General features: G+C 37.0%; 20 protein-coding genes. 7 read left to right on the forward strand and 13 right to left on the reverse strand.

The window, feature by feature from the left end; genetic code table 11:
- Window positions 1-854 precede the first annotated feature (854 nt).
- The 8 genes from O970_RS04335 to nagE all read right to left on the reverse strand — a co-directional run bounded on the left by O970_RS04335 (window position 855) and on the right by nagE (window position 12,031).
- A complete protein-coding gene (locus tag O970_RS04335; protein WP_024495930.1) occupies window positions 855-1,376 on the reverse strand; it encodes a putative ABC transporter permease in 522 nt (173 codons plus the stop codon).
- Window positions 1,377-1,504: 128 nt separating this feature from the next.
- Window positions 1,505-3,739 (reverse strand): catalase HPII, encoded by a 2,235-nt coding sequence (gene katE / locus O970_RS04340; RefSeq protein WP_024495931.1) that lies wholly within the window; start codon window positions 3,737-3,739, stop codon window positions 1,505-1,507.
- Between the two features lie 629 nt (window positions 3,740-4,368).
- The gene (locus O970_RS04345) at window positions 4,369-5,124 is read right to left on the reverse strand and encodes an iron ABC transporter ATP-binding protein (RefSeq protein WP_024495932.1); all 756 of its coding nucleotides are present in this window, start codon (window positions 5,122-5,124) and stop codon (window positions 4,369-4,371) included.
- 1 nt (window position 5,125) lies between these two features.
- Entirely contained in the window at window positions 5,126-6,109 is a 984-nt protein-coding gene (locus O970_RS04350) for an iron chelate uptake ABC transporter family permease subunit (protein ID WP_024495933.1), read from the reverse strand.
- Complete coding sequence (locus O970_RS04355) at window positions 6,096-7,058, reverse strand: ABC transporter permease (RefSeq protein ID WP_024495934.1); 963 nt, start codon at window positions 7,056-7,058, stop codon at window positions 6,096-6,098. The genes O970_RS04350 and O970_RS04355 overlap by 14 nt, the downstream gene beginning before the upstream one ends.
- 3 nt (window positions 7,059-7,061) lie before the next feature.
- On the reverse strand, window positions 7,062-8,033 hold the full coding sequence (locus tag O970_RS04360) for a siderophore ABC transporter substrate-binding protein (RefSeq protein ID WP_024495935.1): 972 nt from the start codon (window positions 8,031-8,033) through the stop codon (window positions 7,062-7,064).
- A gap of 208 nt (window positions 8,034-8,241) precedes the next feature.
- Window positions 8,242-10,110 (reverse strand): bifunctional glutathionylspermidine amidase/synthase, encoded by a 1,869-nt coding sequence (gene gss, locus O970_RS04365; protein WP_024495936.1) that lies wholly within the window; start codon window positions 10,108-10,110, stop codon window positions 8,242-8,244.
- A gap of 442 nt (window positions 10,111-10,552) precedes the next feature.
- On the reverse strand, window positions 10,553-12,031 hold the full coding sequence (gene nagE / locus O970_RS04370; protein ID WP_024495937.1) for an N-acetylglucosamine-specific PTS transporter subunit IIBC: 1,479 nt from the start codon (window positions 12,029-12,031) through the stop codon (window positions 10,553-10,555).
- Window positions 12,032-12,250: 219 nt separating this feature from the next.
- Between nagE and nagB the strand changes: the two genes are divergently transcribed.
- The 3 genes from nagB to O970_RS04385 all read left to right on the forward strand — a co-directional run bounded on the left by nagB (window position 12,251) and on the right by O970_RS04385 (window position 15,553).
- Window positions 12,251-13,057, forward strand: coding sequence for a glucosamine-6-phosphate deaminase (gene nagB / locus O970_RS04375; RefSeq protein WP_024495938.1), 807 nt, complete (start codon window positions 12,251-12,253; stop codon window positions 13,055-13,057).
- 78 nt (window positions 13,058-13,135) lie between these two features.
- Window positions 13,136-14,278: an N-acetylglucosamine-6-phosphate deacetylase gene (gene nagA, locus O970_RS04380; RefSeq protein WP_024495939.1), complete on the forward strand. Its 1,143-nt coding sequence runs from the start codon at window positions 13,136-13,138 to the stop codon at window positions 14,276-14,278.
- Between the two features lie 48 nt (window positions 14,279-14,326).
- Entirely contained in the window at window positions 14,327-15,553 is a 1,227-nt protein-coding gene (locus tag O970_RS04385; RefSeq protein WP_024495940.1) for an ROK family protein, read from the forward strand.
- Window positions 15,554-15,650: 97 nt separating this feature from the next.
- Here the strand turns inward: O970_RS04385 and asd are convergent, their stop codons facing one another.
- The 3 genes from asd to rlmE form a co-directional block, all read right to left on the reverse strand.
- Window positions 15,651-16,754, reverse strand: coding sequence for an aspartate-semialdehyde dehydrogenase (asd, locus tag O970_RS04390; RefSeq protein ID WP_024495941.1), 1,104 nt, complete (start codon window positions 16,752-16,754; stop codon window positions 15,651-15,653).
- 304 nt (window positions 16,755-17,058) lie between these two features.
- Entirely contained in the window at window positions 17,059-18,963 is a 1,905-nt protein-coding gene (gene ftsH / locus O970_RS04395) for an ATP-dependent zinc metalloprotease FtsH (RefSeq protein ID WP_051318596.1), read from the reverse strand.
- A gap of 88 nt (window positions 18,964-19,051) precedes the next feature.
- Window positions 19,052-19,678, reverse strand: a complete 627-nt coding sequence (gene rlmE, locus O970_RS04400) for a 23S rRNA (uridine(2552)-2'-O)-methyltransferase RlmE (protein WP_024495943.1) — start codon at window positions 19,676-19,678, stop codon at window positions 19,052-19,054.
- 102 nt (window positions 19,679-19,780) lie between these two features.
- Between rlmE and yhbY the strand changes: the two genes are divergently transcribed.
- The gene (gene yhbY, locus O970_RS04405) at window positions 19,781-20,074 is read left to right on the forward strand and encodes a ribosome assembly RNA-binding protein YhbY (protein WP_024495944.1); all 294 of its coding nucleotides are present in this window, start codon (window positions 19,781-19,783) and stop codon (window positions 20,072-20,074) included.
- Window positions 20,075-20,462: 388 nt separating this feature from the next.
- Here yhbY and fbaA read toward each other — a convergent pair whose 3' ends face one another.
- Both fbaA and pgk read right to left on the reverse strand, forming a co-directional pair.
- Complete coding sequence (gene fbaA / locus O970_RS04410; RefSeq protein WP_024495945.1) at window positions 20,463-21,539, reverse strand: class II fructose-bisphosphate aldolase; 1,077 nt, start codon at window positions 21,537-21,539, stop codon at window positions 20,463-20,465.
- Between the two features lie 76 nt (window positions 21,540-21,615).
- On the reverse strand, window positions 21,616-22,779 hold the full coding sequence (gene pgk, locus O970_RS04415) for a phosphoglycerate kinase (RefSeq protein ID WP_024495946.1): 1,164 nt from the start codon (window positions 22,777-22,779) through the stop codon (window positions 21,616-21,618).
- Between the two features lie 294 nt (window positions 22,780-23,073).
- Between pgk and rpsT the strand changes: the two genes are divergently transcribed.
- The 3 genes from rpsT to O970_RS04430 all read left to right on the forward strand — a co-directional run bounded on the left by rpsT (window position 23,074) and on the right by O970_RS04430 (window position 25,047).
- Complete coding sequence (rpsT, locus tag O970_RS04420) at window positions 23,074-23,337, forward strand: 30S ribosomal protein S20 (RefSeq protein ID WP_024495947.1); 264 nt, start codon at window positions 23,074-23,076, stop codon at window positions 23,335-23,337.
- Between the two features lie 152 nt (window positions 23,338-23,489).
- A complete protein-coding gene (locus tag O970_RS04425; RefSeq protein ID WP_105291837.1) occupies window positions 23,490-24,161 on the forward strand; it encodes an SPOR domain-containing protein in 672 nt (223 codons plus the stop codon).
- A gap of 34 nt (window positions 24,162-24,195) precedes the next feature.
- On the forward strand, window positions 24,196-25,047 hold the full coding sequence (locus O970_RS04430) for a virulence factor BrkB family protein (protein WP_024495949.1): 852 nt from the start codon (window positions 24,196-24,198) through the stop codon (window positions 25,045-25,047).
- The last annotated feature ends 2 nt before the right edge of the window (window positions 25,048-25,049 follow it).

The raw sequence follows: 25,049 nt of genomic DNA on the forward strand, positions 1-25,049 counted from the left end.
AAGTGGTTGTTCGCCTATTGGAAATGTGAAATCGTCTATTTTTTTGATGGTCATGGTTATTTCTTTCCTTATTCCGAAAAGCCTTTTGAGCGGTACGATATCGATTTTTTCAATAAGATGTCACGTTCTTTTATTTCATTATTTGGTGTTGCGGATTAATTATTTCCATCTTTCGTAATGCTAGGCTTTTAAATCTTAATATAGGCAGTGAAGTGTTATTCTTATCACTTGTAATGTCGCATGTTTACTGCTAGTTAGTTGGTCGTTAATTTATTCGTGAGCAAAGATAAATTACGCTACCATTTTACTTGCTTTCTTGTTCTTTTATATAAAATGATGATTCTTTACATTTTATATTATTTGAATTATTCAAACAATTAAAATGAACTCTGTTCAAGCTAGTTTGTACTTATTGATGTTATTCATTTAGAAAATAGCCTAAAGGCAGTAAAAGTAATTTTTTCGATTTTTATTGATTGATAGCCGATGATGGTAAACAGCTATGTTGATCATTTTTAGGGTGGCGCATGATGGTTGAATGTCTAAATAATGGCGTAAATAAAAAATTTTAACTCACTCAAAATTAACCGATTTAGACGTGGAAGTGAAAAGTAGATTATTGAATTCTACTGAATAATTTATTTGTTACTGCTAACGACTGATATCGTTAAGTAAGGTATATATGGTGATCGTCATCATAATTTTTTATTCATTAATAGATGATGATATTAGGCTAAAATGGGAGGGTAATGAATAATCCACATTATTTATTAGATAATTTGTAAGAATTATAAATAAGATTAAATCAACGAGAAACGTAAGTAAAAATAAATGATCATTGGATTAAATGCTGATTAGTTTTTAACGGTCGTGTTGATAAAAATTGAACATCCTAAATCAAGTAGCATAATAGTGATAATTAAACGGCTACCAATCATTAGCTGACCTTTGGTTAGACGATGAATTAATTGGCTGCATAATGGATGAATAAGATAAACGAGCAATAATCCCATGATGCCAAATAATAATGAGTTTAATAAGCAAATACGACCTTGATAATTATAAGCATAGTGAGAATAATCCCACCAGCGACGATTAAAGAGTTGTTCCAGTCCCCAGCTGGTAATATATTCAAGTAAAGTACATGAAACGATACCGAATACGGATAAGAGTATGATATGTTTTTTTAATGGTTCTAATAGATGAATAAAGATTAGGGCGCCAAAGCCATAAATAGGGCAATATGGTCCAAATAAAAATCCGCGATTAACCCATTGTTTATCAATAATAAAACAGTAAATATCTTCACAGATCCAACCAACAAAACTGTATAAAAAGAAATAAAAAACTAACTTATCAAACTGTTGATGATTCATTGCTTACCTTTATAAACAGAATAAAATGACTTAGGTGTTATCGATAATCGATATATAACGGTTGTGATAACTTTGTTATTTAAGTAACCAGCTAAGCATAACGCGTCATAGCTGGTTATTTATTACTATTATGCTGGAATTGATCGGGTTTTAGGTTCACGTTGCCAGATTCGATGTTGTTTAAGTTTTTCAATCAATTCTGAAACGAGTTTTGATACCTGATTTTCTTTTATTATTCCTTTATCTTCAGGTAAATGTACCGCGTCAAATAATTGCTGACCATTATCCTGCAATGCAATGACTTTTAAATGTTTAAACGCTTGGATAAGATAATATTTAGCATGACCATCATTGATCAATTTATCTATCTGTTGATTGGCAGGAATAATTACTGCATCAACCAATACGGATGGATTTCCTTCTATCGTGCCATCTACGTTTAATTGTTGACCTTGTTGTGTTGTTATCATTCCAGTATGTGGCGCAAGTAAAATACTATAAATACGCTGTTTTGTTAGTTGCTCACGTATCTGCTGTACTGATTCTCCACACACTCCATCTGAAATCAATATCGCGATTTTACGACCTGCTACAGGGAACGTTTTTCCTGCATATAGACTTAATGACGGATCATTATCAATACCATTGATCGCTTTTGGTAATGGACGTGTTTTTTGTTCTTCGGTTAATGCAATACCTAATTTATCCGCCACACCTTGAGCTAAATGAGGATCGATATAAGATAATAGGTCGACTACGCGTTCACGGATATAGCCGCGCATAACTTTGCCTAATTCAAAACTAAAACCATTAATAATGTGCTGTTTTTCAAAATCCGTTTGGCTTAACCAAAATAGGCGTGGCATCGCAAAGTAATTAGCAAAAGTGTCGCTGATTTGTCGTACTTTTTGACCTGATTCTATTGCGGCGTGAGTAGTGAATCCCCCTGATTTTTCTGGAGTTTCGCGAGGCCAATTATCACTGATCGAATTTGGTTCATAATTGCTTACCGTACTATTAATTTCCATGCGATGTTTACCATCCCGATGATGATTGTGGAATGGACAAACCGGTTTATTAATCGGGATTTCATTAAAATTAACGCCCCCTAAACGATTAATTTGGGTATCGACATAGGAAAAAATGCGTCCTTGTAATAGTGGATCATCAGAAAAATCGATACCGGGTACTAAATTGGCTGGGCAATAAGCAACTTGTTCTGTTTCGGCAAAATAGTTGTCTGGATTGCGATTTAGCACTAGCTTTCCTACGCGCTGCACCGGTACTAATACTTCTGGAATGAATTTGGTGGGATCCAATATATCAAAATCAAATTTATGTTCGTCAACTTCTGGGATAATTTGTAATCCTAATTCATACTCTGGATAAACGCCCGCTTCAATCGATTCCCAAAGGTTTTTACGATGAAAGTCGGGATCACGTCCAGTTAATAATTGCGCTTCATCCCAAATAAGTGAACAGGTCCCCATTACTGGTTTCCAATGAAAACGAACAAAGAACATTTCTCCTTTAGCATTAATTAATTTGAAAGTATGAACACCAAATCCTTCAATATTACTATAACTTCTCGGGATACCACGATCAGACATGACTACCATCACATTTTGTAGGGTTTCTGGCTGTAAAGAGACAAAGTCCCAAAAAGAATCGTGAGCGCTCTGGCCTTGAGGTACTTCATTATGTGGTTCAGGTTTTATGGCGTGAACAAAATCAGGAAACTTGATGGCGTCTTGAATAAAGAACGTTGGCGTGTCAACACCAACAATATCAAAATTTCCTTCACGGGTATAAAATTTAGTGGCAAAGCCACGTACATCACGTGCGGTATCAGCTGAACCCCGCGATCCTTGTACCGTAGAAAATCGCACAAATACAGGCGTTTTTAATTCAGGATGATTAAGAAAATCGGCACAAGTGTAGTTAGCTAACGATTGATAAACTTGGAAATAACCATGCGCCGCAGCACCACGCGCATGCACCACACGCTCAGGAATACGTTCATGGTCGAAATGCATCATTTTGTCACGCAATAAGAAGTCTTCCATTAGCGTTGAACCACGAGCGCCCACTTTTAGTGAACTTTGATTATTGGCATATTTTACGCCAGTGGTCGTAGTTAGGGGTTGTTGTTGACCGTCTGAACGATATTGATCCAGATCTTTTAGCTTGTCATTACTATTTTTTGGTGTTTTTTTCGAACCAACCGCGTAAGGTTCGCTACCAGGAAAAGTGGGGTTAGGGGTTGGTTGATTAACGGTGTTATCGTCAGGCGAGGTACTTTGATAATGGGGGTTTGTCGCTTGTTTATCCGTGAAGGGCGCTTTACTCGTTTTATTGCTCATTGATATGCTCCTTGTTATCAACTTGGCTAGAAAATCCTTTTCGCGTTACGTCCAACATCTTTTTGATGCAATACCGAATTACTATTGATTTTAGGTAAAATACAGCAGCAGTTAAGATAACGTAGTAATGTTGTACGCCATTTATACAAGACTATCTAAATCAATGGCTATTACAAAGTGCTTTTATGCTGTAATTACACTATTTTTACCTTTTTAAAGCGATGATATCCAAGCAAAATAGTTTAGTTTTAATCGTTTAGCTCACTCACTTTAATGTTTAAATAGATGAATTAACGGTAAAAGAATAACATTACTTTTAGTTGGTATGGGTTGCTATAAGATTAGCGTTTATTTGTGATAGGTGGTTGAAGCTAACAATTAATAAAGAAAAATAAATCCTGCAAAGGATATACAGTAAAAATGGCTAAAATTGATTAGGGTGAAATTGCCTTTTAAACGTTGACATCACTAACCTCATTTTTAATATCAAGAGGTAATGTGAAATAATGGTCTCCATTTAGACAACGTTTAAAACAATAAGCGTACGTTAACGTTGAAGAAGGAGTATAAGTTAACGTCGCTATTCGAAAACGGAGGTCAATTCAGCGTTTTTTATTTGCGGGAATGATCTAGTAATAAAGCGCAATAAGTTGGCTATCTATCTGTTTGATAGTTACTGGGGTATCAAAAATATCTTCTAAAATAGCTGATTGCATAATATCAACGGGTTTACCTTGATAACAGAGTTGTCCTTTTTTCATTGCTAAAATATGATCCGAATAAATTGAGGCAAAATTGATATCGTGAATAACGAGTATGATAGTTTTACCTAATTCATCGGCAGCTTTTCGCAGTAATTTCATCATGATCACTGCATGTTTCATATCCAGATTATTTAATGGTTCATCAAGGAGTAAATAATCGGTATCTTGACATAACACCATGGCAACATAAGCGCGTTGACGTTGACCGCCTGATAGTTCATCTAAATACCGATGACTTAACTCGGTTAAATTTAAAAAAGCCAGTGACTGAGCAATTTTTTGCTGATCTTCTGTCGTTAAACGTCCCTTTGTATAGGGATAACGTCCAAATCCAACCAGTTCTTGCACCGTTAAACGGTTATTAAATTGGTTTTCTTGGCGTAAAATCGATATATATTTTGCTAATTTATCACTGTCTGTGGTGGCAACATCCATATTAGCTACATGGATTTGTCCTGCATCAGCGGGTAATAAGCGTCCAATAATGGATAGTAAGGTGGATTTACCTGCACCATTTGCACCAATAATGGACGTTATCCCACCTTGTGGTATCGTTGTTGTGACATTATCTAATACTTTTGTTTTATCATAATGTTTGATGATTTGATTAATCGTTATCACTTTATAACCTTTTTAAAATAAGATAAATAAACAGAATACCACCAATAAATTCTAGTACGACGGATAATGATCCAGCCATATTTAATCCATATTCTAAGATCAATTGTCCGCCAACTAAGGCGATGACCGATAGTAAAAATGCTATGGGTAAAATATAACGGTGCTGATGGCTACCTGTAATTAAATAAGCGATATTTGCGACAATTAAGCCTAAGAAAGTGAGTGGGCCGACTAGCGCAGTAGAAATAGCCACCAAAATAGAGACCAATAATAAGGTTGTTGTTACCGCTTGGCTATAATTTACCCCTAAGTTGATTGCTTGATTGCGACCTAAAGACAACACATCAAATTGATAACGTTTGCGCCATATGATGATGCTAATGATAACAATAATAACCAATGACATTATAATTAATTCAGGTGCTGCACGGGTAAACGTGGCAAAGATACGGCTTTGTAAAACAGAAAATTCATTTGGATCAAGCAGACGTTGTAATAAAGCAGATGCACTGCGAAACAGTGTACCTAATATTATCCCCACCATTAATACCATATTAATATTAAAATGGACTAAAGCGAATAACCAACGATAAAGTACAACCGAGAAACCAACCAGTAGTACTGTTTCAAGACTAAATTTAATTAGGCTAAATAACCAAAATTGGGTGGTTATAGGGCAAAAAAAGATAATCAGGGTCTGGATCAGAATAAATAAGGCTTCAAATCCCATAATTGATGGGGTTAAGATCCGATTATGCGTTACACTTTGAAATAGTACAGTGGAGACACTTGCAGCAAAGCCTACCACCAGCATGGTTAATAAAATCGAACCACGATGCCATAAAATATAAGTTAAGTTGCTGCCCAGATTGATGGTCATAAAGATAACCATCATCAATAGGGCGAATCCACCTAATAGCGCTATTCGCTGTGTAGGTAAGAGTGAACGGGCTTTTTGTTCCAAAGTATTGTTAACGTTTTGCATGCTGAGGTTGTTTGATTAATAAAAACAGAAAAATGATGGCACCAATAACACCAAGAATGACACTAGCTGGAATTTCGAACGGATAACAAATAAGGCGACCGATAATATCACAGATTACGACTAAACTGCTTCCACAGAGACAAATCCAAGGTATGGTATGACGGGTATTATCGCCAATCATTAAACTGATTAAGTTAGGAATAATTAGTCCTAAGAAAGGTAAAGCCCCCACAACCACTATCACAATACCGCTTACCATGGCGATCACGGTTAACCCCATAAACATCACTCTGCGATAATTTAAACCGAGATTGATAGCAAATTCACGCCCCATACCAGCAACCGTAAAACTATCTGCGATCCAATAAGCGAGTAAAGTAAATACCCCAACTATCCATAATAGTTCGTAACGACCTTGTAAAATCCCTGAGAAATCACCATTTACCCATGCCCCTAGAGATTGTAATAAATCAAAATACATAGCCGCAAAGACCGTAATCGCACTAATAACCGCACTTAACATCATGCCAACTAAAGGGACAATCAGGGAAGATTTAAGCACAATGCGGCGTAATAGGTACATAAATAGAATGGTACCAACCATAGCAAATAAACTCGCAATGACCATTTTGACCATAATGGGTGCGGCTGGCGCTAGGACCATAACCACTAATAAACCTAAGCTTGCCGATTGCGTTGTTCCAGCTAGAGAGGGTTCAACAAAACGATTTTGCGTTAATAATTGCATAATTAAGCCAGCAACACCCATTGCTGCACCAGCCAACAATAGGGCTATAGTTCTAGGTACACGCGTAATAAAGAAAATATCGCGCATATCTGGATCAGACCAGAGAGTGGTTAACGTTACTTGACTAACACCAATAAATAGGCTTGTCACTGACAAGCCTATTAGACCGATAAAGGCAAAAAGCAGATAATGTGATTTCATCAATTATTCTTGACTAGTAGTAAGTGCCTGATTGACTTGATCTAATAAATGATCATAGGTCTGCAACCCACCAGCAATATACATAGATGAGGAGTCAAGATAGATGATTTGGTTCTTTTCCCATGCTTTGGTGCGTCTAACGATTGGGTTGTTGAGCACTTCTTGTGCTGATAACGCATTACTATTACCAATCGCGCTATCACGATCTAAGACAAATAACCAATCTGGATCAGCATTAAATAGTAATTCAGCATTAATGATGTTGCCATGATTACCCGTTTCAGAAAAAGCAACCGCTGGTGTAAAACCTAACTCATCAAATACAAAACCAAAACGTGAACCTGGGCTATAAGCAGACATCTTCCCGCCATTAATTAAGATAAACATGGCACTACCACGATTCGCCGCTTTTGCTTTTACTTGCTCAAGTTTTTGTTTAAATTCAGTCAATTTCTGCTGTGCTAATGCTTGTTTATTAAATATTTGACCTAATTGTTCTGTTGTTTTGGTTAAGCTATTTAAGAAATCTTTAGGATCAATGGTGAGAGAAATGGTTGGCGCAATGTCACTTAATTTTTGGTAGGCATCATTGGCTCGTCCACCAGCAATAATTAAATCTGGTTTGTAGCTACTCAATACTTCATAATTTGGTTCAAATAACGTACCTGCATTAAGGTATTCTTGCCCTTCATATTTTTGTAAAAAGGTCGGTAAATGTACGCTGGTTTTTGGTAAACCAGTAATGTTGATATTTAGCGCATCCATGGTATCTAATGTTGCGGTATTAAATACGATAACTTTGGCTGGATTAACCGGAACTTCTGTTTGACCTTGAGCATGATTAATCATAATAGTTGCTGTTGATACGGTCGCGGGCGCCTTTTCGGTTGGCTGTTTATCTGATTTATTATCGCATCCCGTTAAGAACATCGCGGAGACTAATGAAACCGCAGTAACGAATGGTTTTAATGACATATTACCTTTCCCCTAATAGTAAAAAGAGACTTATTCTCATTTTCATGTAGGGGCATTATAGCAAAAAATAGCGATGGTAAAATAGGTTTATTTTGTCTGCTTGTTGCTACTTAATACTAGAAGTCTATCTATGCTTAATTACGCTAATACTAATAATAGCCTTTAATCGATCGCCTTAAGAATTAAGTTAATTCTTATTGTCGCTTAATCAGAATTTATCATCGGTTATAACCCGTAGTGGTTGCATCTCACTTTCCCCTTTTATGACTAAGGAAGCGTCGGAACGTAAACAGACACCACCATAATGGCCGCCAACGGTAAATGTGCAAATCTGCACATACTGTTGATTAACTTTAGGTAAGCACCAAAGTTGTTGATAAATATTTTCCTGTTGAGCAAATTTTCCTTGCGTCTTATCAAGAATTTGCTCCTTTTGATTAACAAGTTCAATATTATTACCACAGCGTCCACCAATGGGTTTAATCGCGTAGCCTTCTCGGATCAAATCGTCATTAAGCTCAAATGAGGCATCTAATAAATAACGATGATGAGGAAATATTTCACATAATACGGGTAAAATCGCTTTATTGCTTGGAATAATCGTCCATAACGGTTCGAATACCGTGACTTCTGGTCGTAATAAAACGTCGATTAAGCGTACCGTATCGTTAGGATGACCTGTACGTATAGGGGGAACCGTGATCTGATCTTCACTCTCCTGTCGAAGTTGTTCTAAAACGGTTTCCCATGCCCACGTTTTCCAAACACAATTTATTTGACGGTTGTTGTCATCGACCAGCTGACCACGATCATCCCAATGTATACCATTCAGTCCATGTAAAATCTTAGTGTCAAAACCGGCTTGGGTTAATGCTTTTTGCATAAATAAGGCATGATAGTCTTCTTCATTATTATAATCTTGCATAATATGCACAAACGGTCTAGCATCACTATGTCGCCAAACATCACTTAATGAATTTAAAAGTCCTCGACCAAGATCGGTGCCTAATATATCCCCACCCTGTTTGGCCCATTTTTGTAAAATACTGCCGGTTTCTGTATGACAAGAGGCGGAATCTGCATTGTATTCATAGACCTTTAATCCTCGCTCATCCATACAAAAATCAAGCCTGCCTGTAATCGTTTGGTAGCGTCTGGTTTGCCATGATAATCGTAGCCTTGGCCATAAAATTTCTGGGATATTAAAATAACGTAGTAAATTATCGTCTTTAATTACTTTATCCGTGGCATGTAGATACATTAAATGAAGTTCATTGGTTGCACGGATCAACTCCTGTTCAGCACATTCACTAATAGCATAATAGCAGTAAGGATCTTTATTAATTGTATGTCCATACATAGCAATATAAGCTTTCTCAACGTTATCATTTTCATCTAACCATTTACCATCAAATTGGTGTTGTTTCGGTAAGTGATAGTGTTTGATCTTTAATAATTCAGGGGAAGGTGTTGGTCTAGGTAAACTATAAGTTGTATCATCGGTTTGAATCATCCAACCTAAGATTTCAGTATCCGTGAAGGTATCTTGTAGGTAATAGCCTTCGTCAATTAGTTGCATAGGTAATTCACGTGTCCATTGTTGTCCAGCAGGTAAGCGCTTATGTAGTACGTTTTGTTCAGCAATACGTATCCGATCAGCGAATACCTCGGTAATAATCGCGACGTGACCAGTATATTTAAAAAATCCTTTTGGTCGCCAAATCAATATGGCACCAGGTACCGGTGCTTTTTTACTGCCATTAGCATAAGCTTGTAATGGCAAGAGCGCTTCGTTAGCCGTTTGTCTTAATATACGCAGTGAGAAGATTTCATAAGCCATACCAACATCAGGGAAAACTAACCCATAGTTAAGATATAGAAAGCGTCGGGCAAACTCGACACATTGCCATTTATATCCGATATATTCATGACCAACGTAGCTACGTAGAGAAGCATCATCCCAATAAAATTCAGGATTAAGATTACAGTCATAGGAGGAGTAGATAGCAACACAACCAGGTGCATAACCCAGTAATGTACCAAAAGGTTCCTGTTCAAGTGGGTTTTCTTCCATCATAATCTTAACCTCTTTTAGATGAAATTGTCTAAATAAAAGACACTTACATCATAAAGGAATTTGGCTATAACCACTATTGATAAATAGTTAAGTCATTATAAATTAAGAATAATTAGATGATAACGGAATGAAAATGTTGGTTATGAGGTTACATTCAATAAGAAACAATTGATCGATCATCACGATAAAAGCAGTTGCGTGATTTAAATTATACCGTTGGTAATCATCAGCTTAAACAACCCTTTATTAATCAACATGTTGCTAACGGCAATATATTAACTGACAATAAAAACAAAAGAGAAAACGCTATGGATTAGCTGTCGATACCATAAGTTGCTTTTAATTCATCGGAACTGATGAAGATTCTAATTAGCTGATTTAATTTTTTATCGATAAAAAAACGGATAGCTAGACGCTATCCGTTACGATTTAATGGATAAAATTAATTTACGTTAACATGTTGCTTCATAGCATTAGCAATTTTCTCTGCTTGCGTACCAACAACAATCTGTACACCTTGTTTACTTAGTTTAATCACCGCAATTGCGCCTAACGCTTTTGCTTTGTCCACATCAACTAAATCAGCATCATTAACACCTAAACGTAATCGCGTAATACAGGCATCAATATTAGTTAAATTTTCTTTACCACCAACAATATCGATATACTGTTTAGCAATCGCATTTAAATCGCTTTCAGATACGGCTGTTGCTGGAGCCTCGCTAGTCGAATTTTCATCATCTTCACGACCTGGGGTTTTTAAATTTAATTTAACAATGAAGAAACGGAATACTACATAGTAAAGGACAAAGAACACCAATCCTTGCAAAATCAACATATACCAATTGATAGCCAATGGATTACGTGATGATAAGGCTAAATCGACTAAACCAGCACTAAATCCAAAACCAGCAATCCACTGCATAGAAGCGGCAATATACATCGAAATCGCCATTAATACCGCATGTATAAAATAGAGTACTGGCGCAACAAACATAAAGGAAAATTCAAGCGGTTCTGTAATCCCTGTGAAGAAAGCAGCAAATGCGGCAGCAATCATAATTGAGGCAGTTTTTTCCTTATTTTGTTTTTTCGCTGTTTGATATATAGCTAATGCCGCACCAGGTAATCCAAACATCATTACTGGGAAGAAACCAGCCTGATAACGCCCTGTAATACCCACTGTTGCCACACCATCGGCAATGGACTTACTACCACCTAGGAAGTAAGGAATGTCGTTAATCCCAGCGACATCAAACCAGAATACAGAGTTAAGTGCATGATGTAGGCCAACTGGAATTAATAAACGATTGAAGAAACCATAAATGCCCGCGCCTACGGCACCCATATCTTTGATCGATTGACCAAATATAACTAAACCGTTATACACAACAGGCCAGACATAGAGTAAAACAAATGACAGGAATAGCATAACCACAGAGATAATGATTGGTACTAAACGTCGTCCACTAAAGAAAGCTAACGCTTTATGTAGTTCAACACCACTGAATCTATTGTAAAGTTCTGCGGAAATCACCCCAATTAGAATACCAACAAATTGGTTTTCTATTTTACCAAATGCTGGTGAGATATGTTCAATATCGGTATGGGTTAATAAAGCAACGGAAGACGGTGAAAGTAATGTGGTAACGACTAAAAAACCAACTAAACCACCAAGGGCTGCTGATCCATCTTTATCTTTAGACATACCATAAGCAACACCAACCGCAAACAACACGGCCATATGATCAATAATCGCACTTCCTGATTTTATCATAAAGGCAGCAATAATATTATTCTCTCCCCAACCATTAGGGTCAAGCCAATACCCGATTCCTAATAAAATAGCCGCCGCTGGTAATACCGCGACAGGTACCATCAACGAACGCCCTATTCGTTGCAAATAAGCCAATATTCCCACGAATTTCCCCTCTTAATCTCTTCTTTTGCATAGGCTTAAAGAAGAATATTTGTTTAATCTGATTATAATGCATTGAACGATATAATATTTCTCGTTGCAAATTAATTATCTATCAATTGTGAAGCTAATCACAATTACAATAGAAAATTTCTATTATAAATGGTATTGTAAACATAACATATTTTATATTATAAAAAAAGTATTCCACAGGAGCGAAAAATGAGATTAATTCCTTTAAATACGGCACAAGAAGTGGGTGCTTGGGCGGCAAATTACATTATAAATAAGATCAATGCGTTTGCGCCTACAGCGAATAAACCATTCGTACTTGGATTACCAACTGGCAGTTCTCCGCTCGGTATGTATCAGCAATTAATTAAACTGCATAAAGCAGGCAAAGTGAGTTTTAAACATGTGGTCACCTTTAATATGGATGAATACGTAGGGTTACCAGAAGAGCATCCGGAGAGCTATCACTCTTTTATGTTTAATAATTTCTTCAATCATATTGATATTCCAAGAGAAAACATCAATATCTTAAATGGCAATGCACAAGATGTAACCGAGGAGTGCCGTTTATATGAAGAAAAAATTAAATCTTATGGACAGATTCATCTATTTATAGGTGGGGTTGGTCAAGATGGCCATATTGCCTTTAATGAACCGGGGTCTTCACTCAGCTCTCGTACGCGCATTAAAACCTTAACGCTTGATACGCGTATTGCTAATTCTCGTTTCTTTGATAACGATATAAATAAAGTACCACAATATTCACTTACTATCGGTGTAGGTACGTTAATGGACGCAGAGGAAGTATTACTATTGGTTAATGGTCATAATAAAGCCTTAGCCTTACAACAAGCGGTAGAAGGTAGTGTTAATCACCTTTGGACCGTTACGGCATTACAAATGCACCCAAAAGCCTTGATTGTGTGTGATGAAGCCAGCACCGCTGAGCTTAAAGTTAAAACATTGAAATATTTCCAACAACTTGAGGCAGAAAACCTGAACGTTGTCATTCTCTAAATTTTTACAAACAAATCAATAGGTTATCTATTGATTTGTTTCTAGCTAACTTATCCATAATGTTAAAAGGATATGAATATGTATGCACTAAAAAATTGTCGAATTTATACTGGATTCGAAATTCTTGATCATCATGCCGTCATTATTAATGGCGATAAAATTGATCATATCTGTTCTGAAGATCAAATACCGAATACGATGATATCTAACGATTTGCAAGGTGCAATATTAGCTCCAGGATTTATTGATATACAATTAAATGGTTGTGGGGGAGTGCAATTTAATGACTCCCTTGATGCATTAAGTATTGAAACACTCGAACATATGCAGAAAACCAATTTACAGACGGGTTGCACAAGTTATCTTCCTACATTAATTACATCACCTGATAACTTTATGATTAAAGCCGTTGAAGTAATGCGCGCTTATTTACAGAAACATAAACATCAGGCGTTAGGCTTACATTTAGAAGGTCCTTATATTAGTCTTGAGAAAAAGGGCATTCATCCTGCTGAATATATTCGCCAGCCAGATCAAAAGATGATCGATTTTTTATGTGATAATGCGGATATGATTAAAATTTTAACATTAGCACCAGAACATGTTGAAGCCAAATATATCCGACAATTAGCAGAAGCAGGAATCCATGTTTCGGTTGGGCATTCTAATGCAACCTATGATCAATGTCGTACTGGAATCAATGCAGGGATTGGTTTAGCTACCCATTTATTTAATGCCATGCCTTATATTTCAGGTCGTGAGCCAGGCGTCGTTGGTGCGATTTATGATGCGCCAGAAATCTATGCCGGTATTATTGCCGATGGTTTACATGTTAATTGGGCAAATATCCGCAATAGCCATAATATAAAACGTGATAAATTGATCTTAACTACGGATGCTATGTTACTGGCAAATAGTCATATGACATCTGGGGTATTTGCAGGCAAGACGATTTATAACCGAGATGGAAAATGTGTTGATGAAAATGGCACATTAGGTGGATCTTCATTAACCATGATTCAAGCCGTTGCCAATGCCGTTAATCATATTGGTATTGCCCTTGATGAAGTATTGAGAATGGCAACGCTTTATCCTGCGCGTGCGATTGGTGTTGATAAGCAGTTAGGTAGTATTAAAGCTGGATATATTGCGAATCTTGTTGTTTTTGATAAGAATTTCGTGATTACTCAAACCATTGTTAATGGTAAGTTAAGTAACTAGATCGATTGTTATCTTTGTCATCATTTATTGATGGGGGCCCGATGAGCCATGGCAGCTAATTATTTTAATTTTGTCGCTAATACTGAACTAATTAAACAGCTAAATTATGCCATGATTTATCGTTTAATTGTTCAGCAAAATCCTATTTCACGGATTCAGTTAGCTAAAATGAGTCATCTTGCCCCAGCAAGTATTACCAAAATAACTCGTCAACTATTAAAAAATAAACTAATTAAAGAAATTGATGTGCAACAATCAACCGGTGGTAGACCCGCAGTGTCTCTTGTTGCAAATACAACCCCCTTTCACGCCATTGCTATTCAACTCAGTCGTACCGATATAACTATTGAGCTTTATGATTTAGGTGGTCATCGGTTGGCGACACAATGTCATGCTTTGACGTCTTTTTTACAAGCAGACGTTGAATGTCATTTATTATCTATCATTGGGCAATTTTTATCCATTCATCAAGATAAATTAGCCCATTTAATCGCTATAGCAGTAGTGATGCCTGGATTACTTGATCCAGAAAAAGGGATAGTTAAATACACGCCGCATATTAACGTCAATAACTGGGATATTGCTGCGGTCATTAAACAACAGTTTGCGGTTCCCTGCTATATTGGTAATGATGTGCAAAGTATTGCGTTGGCAGAGCATTTTTTTGGCGCGGCTAAAACGGTTGATGATTCAATTTTAATTCGTGTCCAACATGGTATTGGCTCTGGTGTGATAATAAATCGGCAACTGTTTGTTAATCATAATCAAAGTATGGGGGAGATAGGTCATATCCAAATTGATCCATTAGGTGAGCGTTGCCATTGTGGTAATTTTGGTTGTTTAGAACAAACTGTTATGAACAGTACTATTGAGCGGCGAGCTAAACAACTACTAGAACAAGGTTACACCACACATCTGACATTAAACAATTGTTGCCTACGTCAAATTTGTTTATTAGCCAATCAACAAGATGAGCTTTGTACTCATCTTATTCAGCAAGTTGGTAAAGATTTAGGACGCGCAGTCGCTATTTTAGTCAATTTATTTAATCCACAAATGATTGTGATTGCTGGAGAAATAACCACAGCAGCAGAGATACTATTGCCCATGATCGATAGCGCTTTATCTTCACAAACATTAGCCGCATTTAGACATAATTTAATACTTTGTCGTTCTCTGCTTGACGATCACTCTGCCATTGGGGCTTTTGCGATTATCCAGCAGGCTATGCTTAATGGGACGTTATTAACGACTTTAATTAAGGAGATAGAATAAACGTCCTTGTTTCTGCCTACTGTTTCACTTTAAGAAGACAGCAATATAGCCGTAACTATATATGGTTTATTCCACTCCTTTCTATTAGTTAATGCAATTAGAGTAAAATCCTTAACATACGACGGAGCGGCTCTGCTGCTCCCCATAATAGCTGATCACCGACATTAAAAGCAGATAAATAGGTTGGTCCCATATTTAATTTACGCAGACGCCCAACAGGTGTATTTAAGGTGCCAGTAACGGCTGTCGGGGTGAGCTCTGTCATTGAACGTTCACGTTGATTCGGTATCACTTTTACCCAATCATTATGACTTGCCAATAGTTGCTCAATGTCACTGATAGGAATATCTTTTTTCAACTTGATAGTAAATGCCTGACTATGGCAACGTAAGGCACCAATACGCACACACAATCCATCAATTGGAATAATTTGTTTGGTCGCTAATATTTTATTGGTTTCTGCCTGTCCTTTCCACTCTTCTCGACTTTGTCCATTATCTAATTGTTGATCAATCCATGGGATTAAACTACCCGCGAGCGGTACACCAAAATTATCGGTTGGCAGACTACCATCGCGCATTTTCGCCGTGACTTGACGTTCAATATCTAAAATGGAGGCTGAAGGATTAACTAACTCTGGCGCGACCTGATTATTAAGCAATCCCATTTGAATCAATAATTCTCGCATATGACGTGCGCCGCCTCCAGAAGCAGCTTGATAGGTTGCCACTGAGATCCAATCAATCAGATTATGTGCAAATAATCCTCCTAACGACATCAGCATTAAACTCACTGTGCAATTACCGCCAACAAAGGTTTTAACGCCTTTGTCTATAGCTGTTAGAATATTTGCTTTATTGACGGGGTCAAGGACAATAATAGCATCTTGTGCCATACGTAGCGTAGAGGCAGCGTCGATCCAATAACCTTGCCAGCCTATCTGTTTGAGTTTAGGGTAAATAGCTGACGTATAATCACCACCTTGGCAGCTAACAATAATATCTAAGGCAGAAAGGGCATCAATATCGTAGGCATCGTGTAAGAGACTGGTTTTACCGTTATAAATAGACGCAGATTGTCCAACCTGAGACGTTGAAAAAAATACTGGATTAATTACCTCAAAATCACGCTCTTCTACCATGCGCTGCATGAGTACCGAACCGACCATCCCTCGCCAACCGACAAAACCAACATTTTTCATAGTCATTCTCTTTTTTATAGATATGGATAACATAAGATATTTATGAATATTACCGTTAAAATAGGGTTTATTCATACTAGTTAATAGTATTAAAACAAAAAACAACAATAACTCAAGGGCAATAATAAATATTTAGATAATATAGTCTGCCATAAATCTGATTTATAGGCGTCACTATTGTAACAACTAAAAAGGCTTGCAGATGGAGCGTTATACCAATAATAATGTGATAGTTAAAATAAAAAAGTCGAATCAACTTTTTGATTCGACTTTTTACTTATTTTTTTACTTTTATTGCTAATGACTATTGTTCTGCATTGTCATCTGGCGCAATATCAATCCCTCTTTGCGGCTTAGGATTACCGCCTATCGACGCTTGCTTAACTGCCTGCTCATCGTTCTGGGTCCAATCAGCAGGAGGGGTAACAGGTTGTCGAGCCATTAACTGTGCAACTTGATTTGAATCAATTGTTTCATACTTGATTAAGGCATCTTTCATTGCATGTAAAATATCAATATTTTCAGTCAATATAGTTTTAGCTCTATCATAGTTACGGGTGATAATATCTCGAACTTCTTCATCAATGATTCGAGCTGTTTCATCAGAAATCTCGCGATTTTTACCAAATCCATTATCTTCGGATTCATAATATAATGGACCTAATTTATCTGAATAACCCCATTGTGTCACCATGGCTCTAGCATATTTGGTCGCCACCTGAATATCATTAGACGCACCTGTTGAGATGTGTTCTTCCCCATAAATCAGACCTTCTGCAATACGACCACCATACAGTGTAGCAATATCGCCTTCTAATTTTTGTCGGCTTTCACTGATACGATCCCCTTCTGGTAAGAAGAATGTTACGCCTAATGCTCGACCACGAGGAATAATCGTTACTTTATGAATTGGATCGTGATTTGGCATTAAAGAACCAATGATCGCATGCCCTGCTTCATGATAAGCGGTTGAAACCAGCTGTTCTGTCGTCATCGTTAGGGAACGACGTTCCGTACCCATGTTGATTTTATCTTTCGCTTGTTCAAAATCATCCATAGAGACTAAATGCTGATTTCTTCTTGCAGCTAAAAGCGCGGCCTCGTTAACCAAGTTAGCTAAATCGGCTCCCGAATAGCCTGGTGTTCCACGAGCCAGAACATTAATATTGACATCAGGAGCTAATGGCACTTTACGAATATGCACAGCCAAAATTTGCTCACGTCCTTTCATATCAGGTAAATTCACATTTACTTCACGATCAAAACGTCCTGGACGTAATAATGCTGGATCTAGCACATCAACACGGTTAGTTGCAGCAATAATAATAATACCACTGTTTGATTCAAACCCATCCATTTCGACTAGCATTTGGTTTAAGGTTTGCTCGCGTTCATCATGACCACCAGAAAAACCGCCTCCCCGTTTTCGTCCAACGGCATCAATTTCATCAATAAAAATAATACACGGCGCATGTTTACGTGCTTGAGCAAACATATCACGTACTCGAGAGGCCCCTACACCAACAAACATTTCAACAAAATCAGAACCTGAAATCGTAAAGAAAGGAACATTTGCTTCACCAGCAATGGCTTTAGCCAATAGGGTTTTACCCGTACCTGGAGGACCAACCATTAAGATACCTTTCGGAATACGCCCACCTAATTTTTGATACTTATTAGGATCCCGCAGAAAATCCACAACCTCGGTCACTTCTTGTTTCGCTTCATCATTACCTGCCACATCAGCAAACGATGTTTTAAGCTGCTCTGGGGTTAACATTCTCGCTTTGCTTTTACCCACCGCCATCGGACCGCCTTTACCCCCGCCTTGCATTTGACGCATGACAAATAACCAAAATCCGATTAAAAGAATCATAGGAAACCATGACACAAAAATACTCGTAATGATACTCGGTCTTTCATCTGCACTACCAAAGACAGTCACCTTATTTAAGACTAAATCATCCATCAGTCTGTCGTCATAATAAGGAATATAGGTAGTGTAAGTATTATTATTTTTAGTTGTCGCAACGATTTCACGACCATTAATACGCACTTCCTTGAGCTTACCACTGGTAATGTCAGAATTAAACGTAGTGTAGTCCATCTGAGATGCTGTAGTTGAGACTGTTCCAAAATGATTAAATACAGCAATTAATACTACTGCAATTATGCCCCAAATAAGCAAATTTTTTACCATGTCGTTCAAAACATTTAACCTCTTGTAAAGAAAATAACTACGACTTAATTCGCAACTGATTACTATGCTGCATAGTACTATAAATTTATGCTACTTGCTACTTTCGACCAGTTGCCACAATATAAACTTCGCGAGATCGCGACCGTGATGCCTCTGGTTTTCTAATTTTTACTGTTTTAAACATCTCTCTGACCGCTTTTAAATACTCTTCAAAACCTGATCCTTGAAACACTTTTACAATAAAACTACCGTTTGGTGCAAGCACATCGCGACACATATCTAATGCTAGTTCAACTAAATACATAGCGCGAGGAATATCAACCGCCGGCTGTCCGCTCATATTTGGCGCCATATCCGACATGACCACTTGCACTTTATCCTCACCAACGCGTTCCATGAGAGTCTGTAACACAGCCTCATCACGAAAATCACCTTGCAAGAAATCGACACCAACAATGGGATCCATGGGCAATAAATCACAAGCAATAATACGACCTTTCTGACCAATCAGTGTTGCTACATATTGCGACCATCCCCCCGGCGCTGCCCCTAAATCAACAACTGTCATTCCTGGCTTAAATAATTTATCCGTTTGTTGTATTTCTTCTAGTTTAAACCATGCGCGGGAACGTAATCCCTTTTTTTGTGCCTGTTGAACAAATCTATCTTTAAAATGTTCATCAAGCCAACGACTTGAGCTTGCCGAACGTTTTTTTTTACTCATCTTTTTTCCCAAAAATATTTTGTTGGCAAATTGATTATTGCTGTCTATGTGTATATAGCGTTAGAATAACAGAATTACAACCCCTAATTAATAGTAATTTTTATGAATTTAACAAATAAACAAAAACATTTTTTAAAAAGTCAGGCTCATGCGCTTAAACCAGTAGTAATGGTCGGTAGTAATGGTTTAACTGAAGGTGTCGTCGCAGAGATAGAAAATGCCATCAATCATCATGAGTTGATTAAAGTTAAGATTGCCGCTGAAGAACGCGAAACCAAAAATTTAATTGCTGCAGCAATTGTCCGAGAAACGAAAGCGGTACAAGTACAGCTAATTGGCTCAATATTGACCCTTTATCGTCCGTCAGAAGATAAAAAAATTGTTCTTCCTAAATAATCTATTTTTAGTGGTTACTGGTTAGGTAATTAACTAAATTAATAAGTTAATTATGTAGATAGTAGGCCGGTGTTAATTCGGTCTATTTTTCTATTGATAAGATGGCTTCGATATGGCAATATCGACTTGATACTTGACGTCATCATAAGTTATATCATTTTATCGTTAAAAGATAAATTCTCTCTTTAAACAGTGGCAGTTATCATAAAATTAAAACCGATCACCAACAAATAGCATCATTTTAAACGTTTAAAGCGTGATAGCATGGACAGTGGTCCTCAGCTAGTTTATTTTTATATTTTTTCAAAATAAAAAAACCGATAAATTATTTATCGGTTTTTTATACTTAATGAATACTCCACAGTTAGAACGATGGAATAGATGGAAATTATAATACGTCCACTGCATTTAACTCTTTAAATGCAAGCTCTAAACGATTAATTAGTGATACTTCACCTTCTCGTAGCCACACTCGTGGATCATAATATTTTTTATTTGGTTGATCCGCACCTTGTGGATTTCCAAGTTGACCTTGTAGATAAGCTTCATTTTTCTTGTAGTAGTTTAAAATACCTTCCCAGTTAGCCCACTGAGTATCCGTATCAATATTCATTTTAACTACACCATAACTAACAGCTTCGGCAATTTCTTCTTGTGTTGAACCTGAACCGCCATGGAAAACAAAGTTTAATGATTTAGCTGGTAAACCAAATTTTTCTGAAACATATTTTTGTGAAGCATCTAAGATTTTTGGCGTTAATTGTACATTGCCTGGTTTATATACCCCATGTACATTACCAAAGGAAGCGGCTATGGTGAATTTTGGACTGATTGCATTTAATTTTTCATAGGCATAAGCAACATCTTCTGGTTGCGTATACAGTGCTGAACTATCCATATGGCTATTATCAACACCATCTTCTTCGCCACCAGTACAGCCTAATTCTAATTCAAGCGTCATGCCCATAGCTGACATTCTAGCTAAATATTGACAACAAATATCAATGTTTTCTTCTAAAGATTCTTCTGATAAATCAATCATATGAGATGAAAATAGTGGTTTGCCTGTTTTTGCAAAATGTGCTTCGCCTGCTGTCAATAATCCGTCGATCCATGGTAATAATTTTTTAGCACAGTGATCAGTGTGTAACATAACCGGTATGCCATATTTTTCAGCTAATGCATGTACATGATAAGCACCCGCAATCGCGCCTAAAACGGCACTGTCTTGACCTTCGAGTTTTAACCCTTTTCCTGCCATAAACTGAGCACCACCATTAGAAAACTGAATAATAACTGGCGCTCGCACCTTCGCTGCGGCTTCCATCACTGCATTAATGGTATCAGTGTTAACACAATTAACCGCAGGTAGGGCAAAATTATTTTCTCTTGCTAATTGAAAAACTTTTTGTACATCATCACCAGTAATTACGCCTGGTTTTACAACATCAAGGATCTTTGACATAGTTTTTACCTATTTTATGGAATATATAAGCAAGAAAAATAAGCATATCGCTTATTTTTCTTAAATTAACATCATTCTACGCTTTAGCTCGCTCTTCTAACATAGCGACAGCAGGGAGAACTTTTCCTTCAACAAACTCAAGAAAAGCACCGCCACCTGTTGAGATATAAGACACTTTATCAGCAATACCAAATAAATCAATGGCTGCTAATGTATCTCCCCCTCCAGCAATCGAGAAACCTGCGCTTTCAGCAATGGCTTTAGCCACAACTTCAGTACCGTGACGGAAATTAGGAAATTCAAATACCCCAACAGGGCCGTTCCATAATATAGTTTTAGCATTGTTAATAATATCCGCTAAAACTTGAGCCGAATCATCACCTAAATCAAGAATTTGTTCATTATCTTGTACATCTTTTACTTGTTTCATAGTCGCTGGTGCTGTCTCACTAAATTCGGTTGCTACCCGAACATCTGTTGGCACAGGAATATGACATTGCTCCATCAACCGTTTTGCCTCAGGAATTAAATCGGCTTCATATAATGATTTACCCACATTATGACCAGCAGCGGCAATAAAGGTATTGGCAATACCGCCCCCCACCACTAACTGATCAGCTATTTTAGATAGAGAATCTAATACCGTTAATTTTGTCGATACTTTCGATCCACCAACGATGGCGACCATTGGACGTGCTGGGTTGTCTAATGCTTTACCTAACGCCTCAAGCTCAGCAGATAAAAGAGGACCTGCACAGGCAATTGGTGCAAATTTACCCACCCCATGCGTTGAGGCTTGAGCACGATGTGCGGTACCAAAAGCGTCCATGACATAAACATCACATAACGCTGCATATTGTTTAGACAGCGTTTCATCATCTTTTTTCTCGCCTTTATTGAAACGCACATTCTCTAATACAACTAATTCGCCTTCCTTAACATCGACACCATTCAAATAATCTTTAACTAATCGAACAGGGAAATTCACATGCTGAGTTAAATAATCAACAACAGGTTGTAGAGAAAAAGCTTCATCATATTCACCTTCGGTTGGACGTCCTAAATGAGAAGTAACCATCACTTTAGCGCCTTGTTTAATAGCAAGCTCGATAGTCGGTAATGAAGCTCTGATACGGGCATCAGAAGTGACCTTACCATCTTTAACCGGCACATTAAGATCAGAGCGAATAAATATTCGTTTACCTTTCAAATCAAGATCAATCATTTTAATGATAGCCATGAGATATCCTCTTTATTTTAGTTAAATTGAAAATTATTAATCATTCTAGCATAAAATATTTTTATCAGTGAACGCTTATCAACACCAAGCAAAAAATTTGCTATGTAAACGGTACAAACTAAAATAATAATTTTTAAATACAATATATTTTTATTAGTAATCAACTCTTTTATATGTTAGATAAATGCTAGTGTAAACATTGCTGTCTAGCAGAAATATTAATTGACAAATGAAGAAAAATAAGGCATATTTTTCCGCCTTAAAAAGTAATTATTATCTATTTGGGAGTTGACCTTGGCTAATATCAAATCAGCTAAGAAACGTGCTGTCCAATCGGAGAAGCGTCGTAAGCATAATGCTAGCCGTCGCTCCATGATGCGTACTTACATTAAAAAAGTATACGCAGCCGTAGCAGCAGGTAACAAAGAAGCAGCATTAACAGCATTTAAAGACATGCAAGAAGTTGTGGATCGTCAAGCAGCACGTGGCTTGATTCACAAAAACAAAGCAGCACGTCATAAATCTAATTTAACAAAACAAATTAATGCATTAGCTTAATTGCTATTAGTTTAATTTGTTTTATCAGAGTAAAAAAGCGGTTGTTGTTAACCGCTTTTTTTTGCTGAAAAATCGTTAAATTAGTAGATAAAATATCAATATTTCAGTAACATAGTTAGGTTGTAGTTAAAAGCAAAACAAGAGAGACGAAATTGGCTCAACGTGATTATGTAAGAAAAAAGAAAACTCATTCTAAAAAAAACAAAACCAAGACGATGCCTCGTTTAATGATGGTTATCGGAATCATGATTGTCGTTCTTTTTGCTGCAATTTTATATACATTAAAACAAAATAATCCCCACGATAAACGGGTATCTCAACCTAAATTGACACCAAAGCCTGAAGCGACATTACCTGAACGACCAACAGAACGCTGGGCTTATTTAAAAGAACTTGAAAATCCGCAAAGTCATAATGAGAAACAAGTTCAACATAATGATCCAAAAACAACATTAGAGCGGGATAAAATTTTAAATAGTTTTAGAAACGAAGGTATACAACAAAATACCGCGCCTGAACCTAGTAACAAGCGATCAGCAGAAAGTATAGCTAGTTCAACCTCCATAAACACACCAACCACCACAGTGACACAACATCCAACTAAAAAGTGGATGATTCAGTGTGGTGCATTTAAGGATCAGAACAATGCTCAAACCCTTAAGGCTAAAATTGCTATGGCTGGCGCGGAAAGTTATATACAACAAGTTGGGCAATTATATCGAGTTGTTGCTGGATCTAATTATACGGATAAAACCCAAGCGGCAATTGTGGCTAAACAATTAAATGAAAATGGTATTAAAGATTGCAGAGTTAGCAGTAAATAGTACCGAATAAAAATGGATAGATTGAGATCTAAAAATGGATAGTAAATCGTTAAGTAATCTTAACATATTAAAAGCGTTTTTAATTTTATTATGGGAAAGGATAAATAAAGATCGTTTAACAACTAGCGCTGCTGGTCTTGCTTATACGACGATTTTAGCGTTAGTTCCGTTAATTGCCGTCGTATTTTTTCTTTTATCCGCATTTCCTATGTTTGGCGATGTAACTGAAGTCATTAAAGAATTTATTTTTGATAATTTAGCTCCCGCAACCAAAGAAAGTATTCAACCTTATTTTGAACAATTTATTGCCAACTCCAACCGTATGACGGTTTTTGGTATTTGTGGCTTAATAGTGACCTCACTCTTATTGATAAATTCAATTAATGATGCCCTTAATCTGATTTGGCGTTCTAAGCGTAAGCGACCCTTCTTTTATAATTTAACTATTTATTGGACGATCTTAACTTTAGGACCAATATTAGCTGGTGCAAGCATTGCTATTAGTTCCTATATCTTTTCACTACAGTTTTTCTCTGGAATTAACGGTATAAACTCATTGATTCGCGTCCTTCCTTTCCTACTTTCTATTACTGGCTTTTGGTTACTATACTGTATTGTACCAACAGAACCTATTCCGATACTTGAGTCAATTATTGGGGCAATTATAGCCGCGTGCTTATTCGAAATTGGGAAAAAAGTATTCACCATCTATGTGACATCGTTTCCAACTTATCAATTAGTCTATGGCGTATTAGCATCCGCACCTATTTTACTGGTCTGGATCTACCTTTCTTGGATTATTGTATTATTTGGCGCAGAATTGGCAGCGACATTAGCCGAATTCAGAGGAAAACGCGTGCCATCCACCTATAAGCATAGCGAGTAAAA

The sequence above is a fragment of the Candidatus Schmidhempelia bombi str. Bimp genome (genome assembly GCF_000471645.3).
In the GTDB taxonomy this organism is placed as follows: Bacteria; Pseudomonadota; Gammaproteobacteria; order Enterobacterales; family Orbaceae; genus Utexia; species Utexia bombi.

Bases quoted from the DNA above. Each gene is read 5' to 3' on its own strand.
- gss (WP_024495936.1), bottom strand. From the start codon at position 10,110: ATGATGGAAGAAAACCCACTTGAACAGGAACCTTTTGGTACATTACTG.
- katE (WP_024495931.1), bottom strand. From the start codon at position 3,739: ATGAGCAATAAAACGAGTAAAGCGCCCTTCACGGATAAACAAGCGACA.
- asd (WP_024495941.1), bottom strand. From the start codon at position 16,754: ATGAAAAATGTTGGTTTTGTCGGTTGGCGAGGGATGGTCGGTTCGGTA.
- O970_RS04360 (WP_024495935.1), bottom strand. From the start codon at position 8,033: ATGTCATTAAAACCATTCGTTACTGCGGTTTCATTAGTCTCCGCGATG.
- O970_RS04355 (WP_024495934.1), bottom strand. From the start codon at position 7,058: ATGAAATCACATTATCTGCTTTTTGCCTTTATCGGTCTAATAGGCTTG.
- O970_RS04335 (WP_024495930.1), bottom strand. From the start codon at position 1,376: ATGAATCATCAACAGTTTGATAAGTTAGTTTTTTATTTCTTTTTATAC.
- O970_RS04385 (WP_024495940.1), top strand. From the start codon at position 14,327: ATGGCAGCTAATTATTTTAATTTTGTCGCTAATACTGAACTAATTAAA.
- pgk (WP_024495946.1), bottom strand. From the start codon at position 22,779: ATGGCTATCATTAAAATGATTGATCTTGATTTGAAAGGTAAACGAATA.
- nagB (WP_024495938.1), top strand. From the start codon at position 12,251: ATGAGATTAATTCCTTTAAATACGGCACAAGAAGTGGGTGCTTGGGCG.
- nagA (WP_024495939.1), top strand. From the start codon at position 13,136: ATGTATGCACTAAAAAATTGTCGAATTTATACTGGATTCGAAATTCTT.
- fbaA (WP_024495945.1), bottom strand. From the start codon at position 21,539: ATGTCAAAGATCCTTGATGTTGTAAAACCAGGCGTAATTACTGGTGAT.
- O970_RS04350 (WP_024495933.1), bottom strand. From the start codon at position 6,109: ATGCAAAACGTTAACAATACTTTGGAACAAAAAGCCCGTTCACTCTTA.
- yhbY (WP_024495944.1), top strand. From the start codon at position 19,781: ATGAATTTAACAAATAAACAAAAACATTTTTTAAAAAGTCAGGCTCAT.
- rlmE (WP_024495943.1), bottom strand. From the start codon at position 19,678: ATGAGTAAAAAAAAACGTTCGGCAAGCTCAAGTCGTTGGCTTGATGAA.
- O970_RS04430 (WP_024495949.1), top strand. From the start codon at position 24,196: ATGGATAGTAAATCGTTAAGTAATCTTAACATATTAAAAGCGTTTTTA.